Genomic DNA, 15,255 nt, shown 5'->3' with positions numbered 1-15,255 from the left:
GGCGGACCCAGGGGGAGGGGGCCCCCTCTTGACGCCCCGGGGGGTTCAGTTCAGGCGCTCCGCCCCTGCCCCCCTTCCGGGGGCAAGCCCCCGGGCCCCCGCAACGCGGCTTCGCCGCGTTGGTCCTCAAACGCCGGACGGGCTGAATGGTGCCGGGCCGCGCCGAATAGCAACTGTCCGCGCCCACCGACCCGCGCCCGCACGCGATTTCGCGCTTGCGCCGAAATCCGGCGCGGGCGCGCAATTCCAGCCCGGCCCGGCACTCTCCAGCCCGTCCGGCGCTTGAGGACGAGCGGCGAAGCCGCGACAGCGGGGTCTGGGGCGCAGCCCCAGGGTCGGGGTCCGGGGGCGGAGCCCCGGGAAACGGAGAAAGGGCGGGACCGGGGCACAACTCCCCACCCCCACCCACACGCAACATCCGCACCGCTCATCTGTGAACCCCCGGTGACAGATGTCTCAAATTCATGGCACGCAGTGCCTTGTCGAGCGGCACGCCGTGCCATACCTTGAACTCGTCCGGGCGGCCGGCGCGCAGACACCGACGTCGCGCGCCGGCTGTCCCCGCAAGCACGTTGCGCGCCCGGACCGCCTGCGTCACCAGGCACCGCACCACACCGCACGGCACCACCCGCGCCCACCCCCGCGCGGCCAGCGCAAAATCGCCGAAAATGCCGAACCGACGGCACCACCCCCGACGTTCCCTCAAGCCGTTTCCTAGAACGCGCTTCGCCGGAGGCACAACCGTGAACCAGATACTCGACGCCATCCTCGCACCGGACAGCACCAGCGAGGACTTCGCCGCGCTCCAACTCCCCGAGTCCTACCGCGCGGTGACCGTGCACAAGGACGAGGCGGACATGTTCGCCGGGCTCTCCTCCCGGGAGAAGGACCCGCGCAAGTCGCTGCACGTCGAGGAGGTGCCGGTGCCCGAACTCGGGCCCGGCGAGGCGCTCGTGGCCGTCATGGCCAGCTCCGTGAACTACAACTCCGTGTGGACGTCGATCTTCGAGCCGGTCCCCACGTTCGCCTTCCTCGAGCGCTACGGCAAGATGTCACCGCTCACCAAGCGGCACGACCTGCCGTACCACGTCATCGGCTCCGACCTCGCGGGCGTCGTCCTGCGCACCGGCCCCGGCGTCAACGCCTGGCGGCCCGGCGACGAGGTCGTCGCGCACTGCCTGTCCGTCGAACTCGAGTCGGCGGACGGCCACAACGACACGATGCTCGACCCCGAACAGCGCATCTGGGGCTTCGAGACCAACTTCGGCGGCCTGGCCGAGATCGCCCTGGTCAAGTCCAACCAGCTCATGCCCAAGCCCCGGCACCTCAGCTGGGAGGAGGCCGCGGCGCCCGGCCTGGTCAACTCCACCGCCTACCGCCAGCTGGTCTCCCGCAACGGCGCCGGCATGAAGCAGGGCGACAACGTCCTCATCTGGGGCGCGAGCGGCGGACTCGGCTCGTACGCAACCCAGTTCGCGCTCGCCGGCGGCGCCAACCCCGTGTGCGTGGTCTCCAGCGAGCAGAAGGCCGAGATCTGCCGCAGCATGGGCGCCGAGGCGGTCATCGACCGCAGTGCCGAGGGCTACCGCTTCTGGAAGAACGAACACGAGCAGGACCCCCGCGAGTGGAAGCGCTTCGGCAAGCGCATCCGCGAACTGACCGGCGGCGAGGACGTGGACATCGTCTTCGAGCACCCCGGCCGCGAGACCTTCGGCGCCTCCGTCTACGTCACCCGCAAGGGCGGCACGATCGTCACCTGCGCCTCGACCTCCGGCTACCACCACGAGTACGACAACCGCTACCTGTGGATGTCGCTGAAGCGCATCGTGGGCTCGCACTTCGCCAACTACCGCGAGGCGTGGGAGGCCAACCGCCTCATCGCCAAGGGCAAGATCCACCCCACCCTGTCGAAGACCTACCGCCTGGCGGACACCGGCCAGGCCGCCTACGACGTCCACCGCAACCTCCACCAGGGCAAGGTCGGCGTCCTCGCCCTCGCCCCCGAGGAGGGCATGGGCGTGCGCGACGAGGAGATGCGGGCCGAGCACATAGAAGCCATCAACCGCTTCAGGAACGTGTGAGATGACAGAACGTCAGAAAGACCGCCCCTGGCTCATGCGGACGTACGCGGGTCACTCCACCGCCGAGGCGTCCAACGAGCTGTACCGGCGCAATCTCGCCAAGGGGCAGACCGGCCTCTCGGTCGCGTTCGACCTGCCGACGCAGACCGGGTACGACCCCGACCACGTCCTCGCCCGCGGCGAGGTCGGCCGGGTCGGGGTCCCGGTCGCCCAACTCGGCGACATGCGCAGGCTGTTCCAGGACATCCCGCTGGAGCGGATGAACACCTCCATGACCATCAACGCCACCGCGATGTGGCTGCTGGCGATGTACCAGGTGGTCGCGGAGGAGCAGGGCGCGGACGTCACCGAGCTCCAGGGCACGACCCAGAACGACATCGTCAAGGAGTACCTCTCGCGCGGGACGCACGTCTTCCCGCCCGGCCCGTCGCTCCGCCTGACGACGGACATGATCACCTACACGGTGAACAACATCCCCAAGTGGAACCCGATCAACATCTGCAGCTACCACCTGCAGGAGGCCGGGGCCACTCCGGTACAGGAGATCGCCTACGCGATGTCCACCGCGATCGCCGTGCTCGACGCGGTGTTCGCATCGGGCCAGATACCCGACGACCGCAAGGGCGACGTCGTCGCCCGTATCTCGTTCTTCGTCAACGCGGGCGTCCGGTTCATCGAGGAGATGTGCAAGATGCGGGCGTTCTCCCGTATCTGGGACCGCGTCACGCGCGAGCGCTACGGCATCGAGAACGCCAAGCAGCGCCGCTTCCGCTACGGCGTCCAGGTCAACTCCCTCGGCCTGACCGAGGCACAGCCGGAGAACAACGTCCAGCGCATCGTGCTGGAGATGCTGGCGGTCACACTCTCCAAGGACGCCCGCGCCCGGGCCGTCCAACTGCCCGCCTGGAACGAGGCGCTGGGCCTGCCCCGCCCCTGGGACCAGCAGTGGTCACTGCGCATCCAGCAGGTGCTCGCCCACGAGAGCGACCTGCTGGAGTACGAGGACATCTTCGCCGGGTCGCATGTGATCGAGGAGAAGGTCGAGGGCCTGGTCACCGCGAGCCTGGCCGAGATGGACCGTATCCAGGAGATGGGCGGCGCGATGGCGGCCGTCGAATCCGGCTATCTCAAGGCCGAGTTGGTCTCCTCGCACGCCGAGCGGCGGGCCCGGATCGAGTCGGGCGAGGAGAAGATCGTCGGCGTCAACTGCTACGAGACCACCGAGCCCAACCCCCTCACCTCCGACCTCGACACGGCCATCATGACCGTCGACCCGGCGAACGAGGCGCGCGTCGTGGCCGGGCTGCACTCCTGGCGCGACAACCGCGACGAGGTCCGGGCCCAGGAGTCGCTGTCCGCCCTGAAGAAGGCGGCGGCCGGCACCGAGAACCTGATGGCCGCCACCCTCGAGTGCGTACGCGCCGGCGTGACGACCGGCGAGTGGTCCTGGGCCCTGCGCGACGTCTTCGGCGAGTTCCGCGCCCCCACGGGCGTCGGCGGCGCCCCGCTGGCCGTGGCCGCCGAGGCGGGCTCGCCGCTGGCCGTCGTGCGCGAGAAGGCCGCCACCACCGCGGCCGAACTGGGCGTCGGCAAACTGCGGCTGCTGGTGGGCAAGCCGGGCCTGGACGGCCACTCCAACGGCGCCGAGCAGATCGCCGTACGGGCGCGCGACGCCGGCTTCGAGGTGGTCTACCAGGGCATCCGCCTCACCCCGGAGCAGATCGTCTCGGCGGCCGTCGCCGAGGACGTGCACTGCGTCGGCCTGTCGATCCTCTCCGGCTCGCACGCGGAGCTGGTGCCGGACGTACTGGCCCGGCTGCGCGGCGCGGGGGCGGACGACATGCCCGTGATCGTCGGTGGCATCATCCCGTCCGCCGACGCCGACGCCCTGAAGGCGGCCGGAGTCGCGGCCGTCTTCACCCCCAAGGACTTCGGTATCACCGAGATCATCGGCCGTATCGTCGATGAGATCCGCAAAGCGAACGAGCTCGACCCCCTGGAGGTCTCCGCATGACTGCTGTCAACCGACTGCGCCCCCGCCGCTCCTGCCTCGCGGTCCCCGGCAGCAACCCGCGCTTCCTCGAGAAGGCCCAGGGCCTCCCCGCGGACCAGGTCTTCCTCGACCTGGAGGACGCGTGCGCCCCGCTGGTCAAGGAGAGCGCCCGGCACAACATCGTCGACGCCCTCAACAACGGCGACTGGTCGGGCAAGGCGAGGGTGGTCCGGGTCAACGACTGGACCACGCACTGGACGTACCGGGACGTCGTCACGGTCGTCGAGGGCGCGGGCCAGAACCTCGACTGCATCATGCTGCCCAAGGTGCAGGACGCCGAGCAGATCGTCGCCCTCGACCTGCTCCTGACGCAGATCGAGAAGACGATGGGCCTCGAGGTCGGCCGCATCGGCATCGAGGCGCAGATCGAGAACGCCAAGGGCCTGGTGAACGTGGACGCCATCGCCGCCGCCTCGCCGCGCATGGAGACCATCGTCTTCGGCCCGGCGGACTTCATGGCCTCGATCAACATGAAGACGCTCGTGGTCGGCGAGCAGCCGCCCGGCTACCCCGCGGACGCCTACCACTACATCCTGATGCGCATCCTGATGGCGGCTCGCGCCCACGACCTCCAGGCCATCGACGGCCCGTACCTCCAGATCCGCAACGTGGACGGCTACAAGGAGGTCGCCCGCCGCGCCGCGGCGCTGGGCTTCGACGGCAAGTGGGTGCTGCACCCCGGCCAGGTGGAGGCCGCGAACGAGGTCTTCTCGCCCTCGCAGGAGGACTACGACCACGCCGAGCTGATCCTGGACGCCTACGACTACTGCACCTCCGAGGCGGGCGGCAAGAAGGGCTCGGCCATGCTCGGCGACGAGATGATCGACGAGGCCAGCCGGAAGATGGCGCTCGTCGTCGCGGGCAAGGGACGGGCGGCCGGCATGACCCGTACCTCCAAGTTCGAGATCCCGGAGGCGTGAGCGAGATGCAGTTCGGCCGTACCTACGAAGAGTTCACCGTCGGCGACATCTACAAGCACTGGCCCGGCAAGACGGTCACCGAATACGACGACCACCTCTTCTGTCTGCTCACGATGAATCATCATCCTCTGCACATGGACAGCAACTACGCGGAGAAGACGACCGATTTCGGCAAGAACGTCGTGGTCGGCAATTACGTGTATTCGCTGCTGCTGGGCATGTCCGTGCCGGACGTCTCCGGAAAGGCGATCGCCAACCTCGAGGTCGAGTCGCTCAAGCACATCGCGCCGACCTTCCACGGCGACACCATTTACGGCGAGACCACCGTTCTGGACAAGACGCCCTCGAAGTCGAAGAGCGACCGCGGGATCGTGTACGTCGAGACCAGGGGCTACAAGCAGGACGGCACGGTCGTCTGCGTCTTCCGGCGCAAGGTGATGGTGCCCACCGCCGAATACACCGAGAAGCGCGGCGGGGAACAGCCCGGCCGTCCCGAGCCGATCATCCGGGAGAAGTGACATGGGCCGTCTCGCGCAGACCGACGGGCTCACGGACGTCCAGCGGGAAATCCTCGCCACGGTCCGGGAATTCGTCGACAAGGAGATCCTCCCGGTCGCCACCGAGCTGGAGCACCGCGACGAGTACCCGACGAAGATAGTCGAGGGGCTCAAGGAACTCGGCGTCTTCGGCCTGATGATCCCGGAGGAGTACGGCGGGCTCGGCGAGTCCCTTCTCACATACGCCCTGTGCGTCGAGGAGATCGCCCGGGGCTGGATGAGTGTGTCGGGAATCATCAATACGCACTTCATCGTCGCCTACATGCTCAAGCAGCACGGCACCCAGGAACAGAAGGACCACTTCCTGCCGCGCATGGCGACGGGCGAGGTACGGGGCGCGTTCTCGATGTCGGAGCCGGGCCTGGGCTCAGATGTGTCGGCCATCACATCGAAGGGTGTGCGGGAGGGCGACGAGTACGTCCTCACCGGCCAGAAGATGTGGCTGACCAACGGCGGCTCGTCGACGCTGGTGGCCGTGCTGTGCCGGACCGACGAGGGGCACCCCGAGGGGACGGCCCCGCACAAGTCGATGACCACCTTCCTGATCGAGAAGGAGCCGGGATTCGGTCAGGTCAAGCCGGGGCTGACCATCCCCGGCAAAATCGACAAAATGGGCTACAAGGGCGTGGACACCACCGAACTGATCATGGACGGCCTGCGCGTTCCGGCCGACCGGGTCCTGGGCGGGGTCACGGGCCGAGGTTTTTACCAAATGATGGACGGCGTCGAGGTCGGGCGCGTCAATGTGGCGGCGCGTGGCTGCGGCGTCGCACAGCGTGCGTTCGAGCTGGGCATCGCCTACGCCCAGCAACGGCAGACCTTCGGCAAGCCGATCGCCCAGCACCAGGCGATCCAGTTCAAGCTGGCCGAAATGGGGACAAAGGTCGAGACCGCCCATGCCATGATGGTGAATGCGGCACGTAAGAAGGACTCGGGGCACCGCAACGACCTCGAGGCCGGAATGGCCAAGTACCTCGCCTCCGAGTACTGCAAGGAGGTGGTCGAGGATGCCTTCCGCATCCACGGCGGCTACGGCTTCTCCAAGGAGTACGAGATCGAGCGCCTCTACCGCGAGGCCCCGATGCTGCTCATCGGCGAGGGCACGGCAGAGATCCAGAAAATGATCATTGGGCGTCGACTACTCGAGGAGTACCGGTTCCAGGGATAATTGTCCGGAAAGAGGTGCTTTGTACGAGAAGTAGATCACACCCAGTCATCGATGTTCGGCCATGGACTGGCCCTGGCGCTTGGCCAGTTGTCGGTCGCAACCGATAGCATCGCCGGAACAGCCGCCGTCCCCCGCTCGTAAACGCGGCAACCCTCCGCTACGAAGGTCACCAATGCCCCACAGCTCTTCCTCTGCACCACGCGACAGCCGCCCCGGTGTTCGCCTTGCGCGCGGAGCATCGCCGTGGCTCCTCCCGACCGTCGCCACGGCGGCGGTCAGCCTCGCCCGCGCCCGCCGCTCCGGGCGCTGGGCGGCACTGGCCGTGCCCTCCACCGCGCTCGCGGCCGGCATGCTGTGGTTCTTCCGCGACCCCGATCGCGAGATCACCCAGGGCCGGGTCATCTCCCCGGCCGACGGTGTGGTGCAGAGCATCATGCCGTGGAAGGACGGGCGCACCCGCGTCGCGATCTTCATGAGCCCGTTGAACGTCCACGTCAACCGTGCGCCCCTGGCCGGCACGGTGACTTCGGTCGAGCACATTCCCGGTGGATTCGTACCGGCGTTCAACAAGGAGAGCGAGAACAACGAACGCGTCGTCTGGCATTTCGACACCGAGCTCGGTGACATCGAGATGGTCCAGATCGCCGGGGCCGTCGCACGGCGCATCGTGCCGTACGTGCCGCAGGGCACCAAGGTGGAACAGGGCGAGCGCATCGGCCTGATCCGCTTCGGCTCGCGCGTCGACATCTACCTCCCCGAGGGCGTCGAGGTGAATGTCGAAGTCGGCCAGGCCACCACCGCAGGGGTGACTCGCCTTGACCGTGATTGATCCTGACACACAGGCCGCCTGGGTCCCGGAAGCGGAGCCGGAGGACGACGTCGATGACATGCCGCTGTCGACGCGGCTGTCAATAGCGGACACCCTCACCCTGGGCAACGCGATCTGCGGCTTCATGGCCGTGTACTTCACCACCACCGGCGTCCTCATGCCCCACCTCACGGGCAACGACGACGGTGGCATGGCCCGCAACAGCGCCGCGACCGCGGTGATGCTGATGCTGCTCGCGTCGGTCTTCGACCTCTTCGACGGGCTCGTCGCGCGCAAGCTGCGCAGCTCGGCGATGGGTGCGGAGCTGGACAACCTGTCCGACCTGATCAGCTTCGGCCTCGCACCCGCGTATTTCGTGGTGGTGTGGGGCGTGGTCGCCGAGGGCGCGCATCAGAAGGTGTCCGCCGTGGCGGCCGTGGTCCTGCTGCTGTCGGTCGTCCTGCGCCTGGCACGCTTCTCGTGCGTGCCGATGCGGGACGGCATCTTCCAGGGCATGCCGAGTCCCTTCGGGGCGCTGACGGTGGTCTCCGTGGTGCTGCTGGAGCTGCCGTTCATCCCGACGCTGCTGGCGATCGTGGGTGTGGCGTGGCTGATGGTGAGCCGCGTCGAGTACCCGAAGCCGCGGGGCCGCCTGGCGATCGCGATGCTCAGCTGGATCGTGCTCAGCATGGGCCTGCTGTGCGCGTGGGCCTTCGACGCCCCCGGCGGCGAGCTGCTGCTCCAGACCGGCTGCGCGCTGCAGCTCGTCCTCGGAGCGGTGATCCCGCTCTTCGCGACGGCCCGCCGCGTCAACGCCTTCCGCGACAACCGCCGCGAGGCACGAGCGGCTCAGTCGTAGAACACACAGGCACAAGGGGTGTGGGGGCCGGGCAACTTGCCCGGGGCCCACACCCTTTTCCGCACCCGCCAACGGCGCGCAACCGCCCACAGGCGACCCGAGCCTCACTGTCAACAGTCCCGGGTGGTGCGCGGGAGGGTGGCCTACGCGCCGAAGGCGCGTGCCCACCCACAACACGTCAGCCGAAGAAATCAACAGCAACCCGCTCCGCCACCTTCTCCAGCAGCGGCCCCGCATCCGCAACGCACCGCGCAACATCCGGCTCAAGCTCCGTGAGCGCGTACGCCCGCTCGATCCCCACCCCCGCAAGCGCCGCAGGCGCAAGCGCAAGCCGCCCGCAAACGGCAACCACATGCGCACCCCGCGCAGCCCGCGCAACTCCCACCGGAGCCTTCCCTCGCAGGGACTGCTCGTCCAGCGCCCCCTCCCCCGTGATCACGAGCTCCACGCCCTGGACCGCCTCCGAGAACCCCAGCACCTCGAGCATCACCTCGATCCCGGACCGGAACACCGCCCCGAGCACGGCCATAGCGCCGTACCCCACACCACCCGCGGCCCCCGCCCCCGGCGACTCCGGCGGCCACCCCAACACCCGCGCGTACCGCGCGAGCGCCGCGTCCAGCACGGCGACGTCCTCGGACGAGGCCCCCTTCTGCGGCCCGTACACCGCGGCCGCCCCCATGGGCCCGGTCAACGGATTGTCGACGTCACTCGCGAGCACAACCCGCGCCTCGCGCACCCGCGAATCGAGCCCGGACAGATCCACGACCGCCAGCCCCCCAAGCGCCGCTCCCCCGGCCCCGACATCCCTCCCCTCCGCATCAAGAAACCGCGCCCCGAGGGCGCTCAGCATCCCGGCCCCGCCATCCGTGGACGCACTCCCGCCCACCCCCAGCACGATCTCCCGCGCCCCCGCGTCGAGCGCCGCCCGCAGCAGTTCGCCGGTCCCGTACGTCCCGGCCGTCAGCGGCGCGAGCCGCGACGCCCGCCGCAGCCCCGATGCCTCGGCCATCTCCACCACGGCCGTCGCACCGCGCAGCGCGTACGCCGCCGTGACCGGCTCGCCCAGCGGCCCCCGCACCCGTACCTCGCGGCGTTCGTAACCGGCCGCCACCGCCGCGTCGACCGTTCCGTCGCCGCCGTCGGCAACCGGCAGCGACGCGATGGAGAGATCCGGCACCGCCCGCCGCAACCCCGCCGTCACATGGGCGGCGACCTCGACCGCCGTCAGCGAGCCCTTGAACTTGTCCGCGGCCACCAGCACACGTGCCATCCCGATTCCCCTCGCCTCGGCCCGCGCCGCGCGCGGGCAGTCGCGCCGCAGTGACCCTATCCGGCGTGCCAGTCCCTCCGATACGCCCTGAACCCGGCCATAGTGGGGCGACATGAGCACCGAGAGCTCCGAGACCACAGGCACTACGGCCCACGAGGGCGAGCCCCCGGACACGCCCCTCGTCGTCATCGGCATCGCCGCCGTTCTGGCCGTGGTGGCCTGGGCGGCGCTGGGGAAGCACTCCTTCGACCAGGTGTCGACGAACGCCCTGGACTGGGTGCTGTCCAACTGTGCCTGGCTGTTCGTCACCGCGGCCGACGTGTTCCTCGTGCTGTGCGCGGTCATCGCCGTCAGCCGGTACGGCCGGATCAGGCTCGGCGCGGACGACGACCAGCCCGAGTTCAGCAATCTCGCCTGGATCGCCATGATGTTCAGCGCGGGCATGGGCATCGGCCTGATGTTCTACGGCGTGGGAGAGCCCCTGTTGCACTACGTCTCCCCTCCCCCGGGCAGCGGCGTCGACCCGGGCACTCCGGCGGCGGCCCGTACGGCCCTCGAGTACTCCTTCTTCCACTGGACCCTGCACCCCTGGGCGATCTACGGCATGGCCGGGCTCGCCCTCGCGTACGCCGGGTTCCGCAAGGGCCGCGGCAACCGGCTCAGTTCGGCGTTCGTCCCGCTGATCGGCGAAGAGCGGGCGGCGGGCTGGCCCGGGCGCGTCATCGACCTCCTCGCCGTCTTCGCGACGGTCTTCGGCACGGCCACCAGCCTGGGCCTGGGCGCGCTCCAGGTGTCCAAGGGCCTCAACATCACCACCGGCGTCAAAGACACCACTTCACTCGAGCTCGTCATCATCGGCTCCCTGTCCGCCGCCTTCGTCGTCTCCGCCTTCTCCGGGCTGCACAAGGGCGTCAAGTGGCTCAGCACGCTCAACATCGCGCTGGCCGCCTGCCTGATGCTGTTCGTCTTCCTCCTCGGCCCGACGGTCTTCGTCCTCAACACCATCCCGGCCGCCGCCGGCGGCTACCTCAGCGACCTGGTCACCCTGGCCACCCGCACCGGAGCGTTCACCGACTCCAAGTGGCTCGGCGCGTGGACGGTGTTCTACTGGGCCTGGTGGCTCTCCTGGGCCCCCTTCGTCGGCACCTTCATCGCCCGGATCTCCCACGGGCGCACCATCCGCGAATTCCTCATCGGCGTCCTGCTCGTGCCCAGCGGTGCCACGGTGGTGTGGTTCTGCGTCATGGGCGGCAGTGCGCTGCGCCTGGACATGACCGGTGCGGCCGACATGGCCGGTACGGCCCAACAGGGCGCGGAGGCCTCGCTGTTCGCCCTGCTCGACACCCTGCCGCTGTCGACGCTCGCCTCCTGGGTGGCGATGGTGCTGGTGATGACCTACTTCATCACCAGCGCGGACTCCGCGTCCCTGGTGATGGGTTCGCTCTCCAGCCGTGGCGCCCTCCACCCCCGCAACTGGCTCGTCGTGACCTGGGGCATCCTCATGGCGGCAGTGGCCGCCGTACTGCTCGTGGCGGGCGGCCTCAAGTCCCTCCAGTCCGCGACGATCCTCGTGGCCCTGCCGTTCGTCGTGGTCATGCTCGCCCTGTGCTGGTCCCTGCTGTCCGAGCTGCGCACCGACCCCGGCGCGGGCCCGGCCCGCCACCACGCGCTGCACGGACTGCGGGACGCCCTGCGCACGATGATCGGCGAGGCCATCACGGAGGCGGGCCCGGTCCGCCACCCCCGGCTGCGCCGGGTCGCGGAGAGCGCGCGGGACCGCGAACGGGAGGACGACGAACGGTAGAAACACACCCACCTAATTCCGGTTGTGTCGAAAACTGGCCTCTGACCAGGCAACTTAGGCCGAAAACAGCACACCGCTTCCTCTACCGTCCATGATCGCCAAGCGGCTATATTCGCTGCCACGATCACGCAGAGGAGCGGACCGTTCATGGAGAGAGACCAAGAGGCGCGATTATCCTCGCTGTCCTCGTTACTCGGTCGGGTCGAGCAGCGCTCCATCGACTGGGTGCCCTACGAGGAGCGTCACCGGCGGGTGCGTCATATCGGCGCCCTCTGGTTCGTGGGAAACATCAATCTGACGGCGATGGCGACGGGTGTCGCGGCCCTCGCCGTGGGAGCACCGCTCTTCTGGACCCTCGTGGCCACGGTGCTCGGCTCGTTCTTCGGCAGCCTCTCAATGGCGTGCCACGCGCTCCAGGGCCCTCGGCTCGGACTCCCCCAACTCGTGCAGTCCAGGCCTCAGTTCGGGTATCTGGGGGCCGCCGTCACCGTATGGGTCTTCGCTCTCCTCAACTGTGTCACGTACAACGTGTCCGACGCGCTGCTGGCCGCGTCGTCGATGCATGTCGTGTTCGGGCTGCCCGATATCGCGGGGTACAGCATGGCCGCGACGGCCGCCGCGCTGCTCGCGCTGTTCGGCAGTGAGCGGATCCAGCAGGCCGGCAGGGTGCTGGCCGGGCCGTTGATCGTGTTGCTGGCCGCGATCACGGGAGTCGCGCTGGCCGACTCCGCGCTGAGCGCGCGGATGTGGAGTCCGGACGGCTTCGAATTCCCGTCTTTCGTGACCGTGTTCGTGATGGTCGCGGGCTTCCAGCTCAGCTGGGCACCGTACGCCTCGGACCACTCCCGCTATCTGCATCCGGAGACGCCCCGCGGGAGAACGTTCCTGTGGAGCTATCTGCCCAGCGCGCTCTCGGCCGTGTGGATCATCGCGCTCGGCACGGTGGTGGCCGCGGCGGCGCCCGGTCAAGGGCTCGTGCCCGCGCTGGCGGCCGCGGTCGACAAGGTACTGCCCGGTCTCGGCCGGGTCGCCGTGGCGGCGCTCCTCGTCGGCCTGTTGCTGGTGATGGCGATCAACCAGTACGGCGGCAGTCTGGCCATGATCTCGATCCGCGACTCGTTCCGGCCCGTCACCCCGACCCGTCGCGTCCGTGCGGTGGCCATCGGCATCATGCTGGTCACGGTGTGGACGATCGCCCAGTTCGTCGGGAGCGGGCGGTTCGCCGCCTACCACGGCAACGCCCTTGTCTTTCTGGCGTACTTGTTCACCCCGTGGACCGCGATCAACCTCGTCGATCACTATCTGGTGCGCCGGGGCCGGTACGTGGTCCGGGACATCTTCGACCGTGACGGCATCTACGGACGCTGGAACTGGCGCGGCTTCGCCGCCTACGCCCTCGGCATCGCCGCCATGGTGCCGTTCATGGTCACCCAGCCCTACGACGGTCCGCTCGCCCAGGCGCTGGGCGGCGTGGACTGCTCGATCCTCATCGGTCTTCCGGTCTCCGGCGGCACGTACTGGCTGTTCAGCCGGAGCCTGGACCTCACCGCGGAGATGCGCCTCGTCGCAGGCGAAGGCGTTCTCCCATCTTCAACCAAGTGAAGGGAATCCCGCACCACATGTACGTGTTGGGCATCAACTGCTGTCTGTCGCCGCGTGACAACAACTTCATGCCGCAGCGGTGGCCGATCTACTACCACGACGCCGCGGCCGCACTGCTCCGTGACGGCGAGGTGGTGGCAGCGGTCGAGCAGGAGCGACTGAGCCGGGTCAAGCACACCACCGAGTTCGCCTCCGACGCGATCCAGGCCTGCCTGGACACCGCGGGGATCCGGATGTCCGACGTGGACAAGCTCGCCTTCTTCTTCGACGAGGACTACACCGACCGGGAGTTGTTCCAGCTCTACGCGCAGAAGCCCGAGCTGCCGGTGCGGTTCAGCCGGAACATGCTGCTCGACCGGGTGCGCGAGAACTTCGACACCGAACTCCCCGGCGAGCGCGTCGACTTCGTACATCACCACCTGGCGCACGCCTTCACCACCTACCCGCAGTCCGGCTTCTCGGACGCGCTGGTGGTCGTGATGGACGGCGCCGGCGAGGACAACGCCGTCTCCGTGTACGACGCGCACGGCTCGACCGTGAACATGCTGACCAGCAAGGACATCAGCCACTCCCTCGGGTACCTGTACCTGGCCGGCACCGAGCTCCTCGGCTACGGCCTGGGCGACGAGTACAAGGTCATGGGCCTGGCCCCGCACGGCAACCCGGAGACCTATCGGGACGTGTTCCGTTCGGTCTACGAGCTGCGCCCCGAGGGCGACTTCCGGCTCGACCATGAGGATCTGCAGCCCGCGTTCGGACGGATAGGCTTCCCGGTCCGCCGACGCGGCGAGGCCTTCCGCCAGGAGCACAAGGACTTCGCGGCAGGCATGCAGGAGACCCTGGAGACCATCGCCTGGCATGTGGTGAGCCACTGGCAGAAGGCGACCGGCCACCGCAAGGTGGCCATCGCGGGCGGTGTCGGCCAGAACTGCACCTTCAACGGACGTCTGCTCCGGTCCGGCCTGTTCGACGACGTCTTCGTCCACCCTGCCTCCCATGACGCCGGCGCGGCGCTCGGCGCGGCACTGAAGGTCCACTCCGATGTGACCGGCAAGGTCCCGAACCGGCGCGTCCGGCAGGTCTTCTGGGGGCCGTCGCTGCCCGAGAGCGGCGACGCGGAGGTCGGCCTGAAGCCCTGGCACCGGTTCGTCACGGTCGAGCGGTCGGCCGACGTGACGCGGGACACCGCCCGGCTGCTGGCCGACGACAAGGTGGTGGGCTGGGTCCAGGGCCGCTCCGAGTTCGGTCCGCGAGCGCTCGGCAACCGCAGCATCCTCGCCGACCCGCGCCCCGAGCGGAACCGTGACCGGGTGAACATGGTCGTCAAGCAGCGGGAGACCTACCGGCCCTTCGCGCCGTCGGTCAAGGCCGAACACCTGCGTGACTACTTCGAGTTCCCGGAGGGCATGGACACGCCGGACTTCATGGTGTTCACCGTGCCCGTCCGACCGGAGAAGCGGTCCGACCTCGGAGCCGTCACCCATGTCGACGGCACGGCCCGCGTCCACGCGGTCGACCAGGAGGTCAGCCCCCGGTACTGGCGGCTGCTGGACGAGTTCGGGGCCCTGACCGGTGTCCCCGTGCTGCTCAACACCTCGTTCAACAACCACGCCGAGCCCATCGTCGACTCGGTCGAGGACGCCCTGCGCTGCTTCCTCACCACCCAGCTCGACCACCTGATCGTCGACGACCTCGTCGTCTCGAAGCGCCCGTGGACGCTCGCCGACCTCGCCGACCTCGCCCCGCGCCTCGCCGCCGCCACCGCCCTGCGGCGCGAGGACGACCCCGCCGACCCCGCCGACGGAACGCGGCACTTCATCGCCTTCACCTACACCGGCGGCAAGGAGTACGAGGTGTCGGCCGAGGTCTACCGGGCACTGCTGGCCGCCGACGGCAAGACCCTGCTGCGCGAGCTGTGCTCCTGCGACAACGAGACGCTCACGACGATGCGTTACCTCTGGGGCGAGCGCTGCGTCTCCCTCGCTCCGGCCGACGCCTGATCATCGGTGCAGACACCACGGCGCCCCGGGCCCCGGCCCGGGGCGCCGTGCCTCCGGTGGCAGAGCGCCCCGTTCGGGTGGGCGCGGGACGATCCCCGGACGCGGCCGGGAGCCCGGGCTACATTGCCCA

11 protein-coding genes are annotated in these 15,255 nt (G+C 69.0%); 10 read left to right on the top strand and 1 reads right to left on the bottom strand.

Going from position 1 to position 15,255, the window contains the following annotated elements; translation table 11 throughout:
* The first annotated feature begins 743 nt into the window (after window positions 1-743).
* The 7 genes from ccrA to pssA all read left to right on the top strand — a co-directional run bounded on the left by ccrA (window position 744) and on the right by pssA (window position 8,446).
* Window positions 744-2,081, top strand: a complete 1,338-nt coding sequence (gene ccrA, locus ACV530_RS23950) for a crotonyl-CoA carboxylase/reductase (RefSeq protein ID WP_494334682.1) — start codon at window positions 744-746, stop codon at window positions 2,079-2,081.
* A gap of 1 nt (window position 2,082) precedes the next feature.
* Window positions 2,083-4,095, top strand: coding sequence for a protein meaA (locus ACV530_RS23945; RefSeq protein ID WP_494334681.1), 2,013 nt, complete (start codon window positions 2,083-2,085; stop codon window positions 4,093-4,095).
* On the top strand, window positions 4,092-5,054 hold the full coding sequence (locus tag ACV530_RS23940) for an HpcH/HpaI aldolase/citrate lyase family protein (protein ID WP_494334680.1): 963 nt from the start codon (window positions 4,092-4,094) through the stop codon (window positions 5,052-5,054). Before ACV530_RS23945 ends, ACV530_RS23940 begins: the two co-directional genes overlap by 4 nt.
* Window positions 5,055-5,059: 5 nt before the next feature.
* Window positions 5,060-5,572 carry a MaoC family dehydratase gene (locus ACV530_RS23935; RefSeq protein ID WP_494334687.1) on the top strand — a complete coding sequence of 171 codons (513 nt, stop codon included), beginning with the start codon at window positions 5,060-5,062 and terminating at the stop codon, window positions 5,570-5,572.
* A 1-nt stretch (window position 5,573) separates the two neighbouring features.
* Window positions 5,574-6,779, top strand: a complete 1,206-nt coding sequence (locus tag ACV530_RS23930; protein WP_494334679.1) for an acyl-CoA dehydrogenase family protein — start codon at window positions 5,574-5,576, stop codon at window positions 6,777-6,779.
* Between the two features lie 172 nt (window positions 6,780-6,951).
* The gene (locus ACV530_RS23925) at window positions 6,952-7,608 is read left to right on the top strand and encodes a phosphatidylserine decarboxylase (protein WP_494334678.1); all 657 of its coding nucleotides are present in this window, start codon (window positions 6,952-6,954) and stop codon (window positions 7,606-7,608) included.
* Window positions 7,595-8,446 carry a CDP-diacylglycerol--serine O-phosphatidyltransferase gene (gene pssA / locus ACV530_RS23920; protein ID WP_494334677.1) on the top strand — a complete coding sequence of 284 codons (852 nt, stop codon included), beginning with the start codon at window positions 7,595-7,597 and terminating at the stop codon, window positions 8,444-8,446. Before ACV530_RS23925 ends, pssA begins: the two co-directional genes overlap by 14 nt.
* A gap of 178 nt (window positions 8,447-8,624) precedes the next feature.
* Here pssA and ACV530_RS23915 read toward each other — a convergent pair whose 3' ends face one another.
* Complete coding sequence (locus ACV530_RS23915; RefSeq protein WP_494334676.1) at window positions 8,625-9,719, bottom strand: glycerate kinase; 1,095 nt, start codon at window positions 9,717-9,719, stop codon at window positions 8,625-8,627.
* 112 nt (window positions 9,720-9,831) lie between these two features.
* On the opposite strand from ACV530_RS23915, the gene ACV530_RS23910 reads away from it, so the two are divergent.
* From ACV530_RS23910 to ACV530_RS23900, 3 genes are all read left to right on the top strand, one after another.
* Window positions 9,832-11,523 (top strand): BCCT family transporter, encoded by a 1,692-nt coding sequence (locus ACV530_RS23910; protein ID WP_494334675.1) that lies wholly within the window; start codon window positions 9,832-9,834, stop codon window positions 11,521-11,523.
* A gap of 147 nt (window positions 11,524-11,670) precedes the next feature.
* Entirely contained in the window at window positions 11,671-13,125 is a 1,455-nt protein-coding gene (locus tag ACV530_RS23905; protein ID WP_494334674.1) for a purine-cytosine permease family protein, read from the top strand.
* Window positions 13,122-15,125, top strand: coding sequence for a carbamoyltransferase family protein (locus ACV530_RS23900; RefSeq protein WP_494334673.1), 2,004 nt, complete (start codon window positions 13,122-13,124; stop codon window positions 15,123-15,125). Before ACV530_RS23905 ends, ACV530_RS23900 begins: the two co-directional genes overlap by 4 nt.
* The last annotated feature ends 130 nt before the right edge of the window (window positions 15,126-15,255 follow it).

The sequence above is a fragment of the Streptomyces sp. SX-6 genome, assembly GCF_059089585.1.
This window is presented reverse-complemented; position numbering and strand designations above follow the sequence as displayed.

Bases quoted from the DNA above. Each gene is read 5' to 3' on its own strand.
- ACV530_RS23945 (WP_494334681.1), top strand. From the start codon at position 2,083: ATGACAGAACGTCAGAAAGACCGCCCCTGGCTCATGCGGACGTACGCG.
- ACV530_RS23940 (WP_494334680.1), top strand. From the start codon at position 4,092: ATGACTGCTGTCAACCGACTGCGCCCCCGCCGCTCCTGCCTCGCGGTC.
- ACV530_RS23935 (WP_494334687.1), top strand. From the start codon at position 5,060: ATGCAGTTCGGCCGTACCTACGAAGAGTTCACCGTCGGCGACATCTAC.
- ACV530_RS23930 (WP_494334679.1), top strand. From the start codon at position 5,574: ATGGGCCGTCTCGCGCAGACCGACGGGCTCACGGACGTCCAGCGGGAA.
- ACV530_RS23925 (WP_494334678.1), top strand. From the start codon at position 6,952: ATGCCCCACAGCTCTTCCTCTGCACCACGCGACAGCCGCCCCGGTGTT.
- ACV530_RS23915 (WP_494334676.1), bottom strand. From the start codon at position 9,719: ATGGCACGTGTGCTGGTGGCCGCGGACAAGTTCAAGGGCTCGCTGACG.
- ACV530_RS23910 (WP_494334675.1), top strand. From the start codon at position 9,832: ATGAGCACCGAGAGCTCCGAGACCACAGGCACTACGGCCCACGAGGGC.
- ACV530_RS23905 (WP_494334674.1), top strand. From the start codon at position 11,671: ATGGAGAGAGACCAAGAGGCGCGATTATCCTCGCTGTCCTCGTTACTC.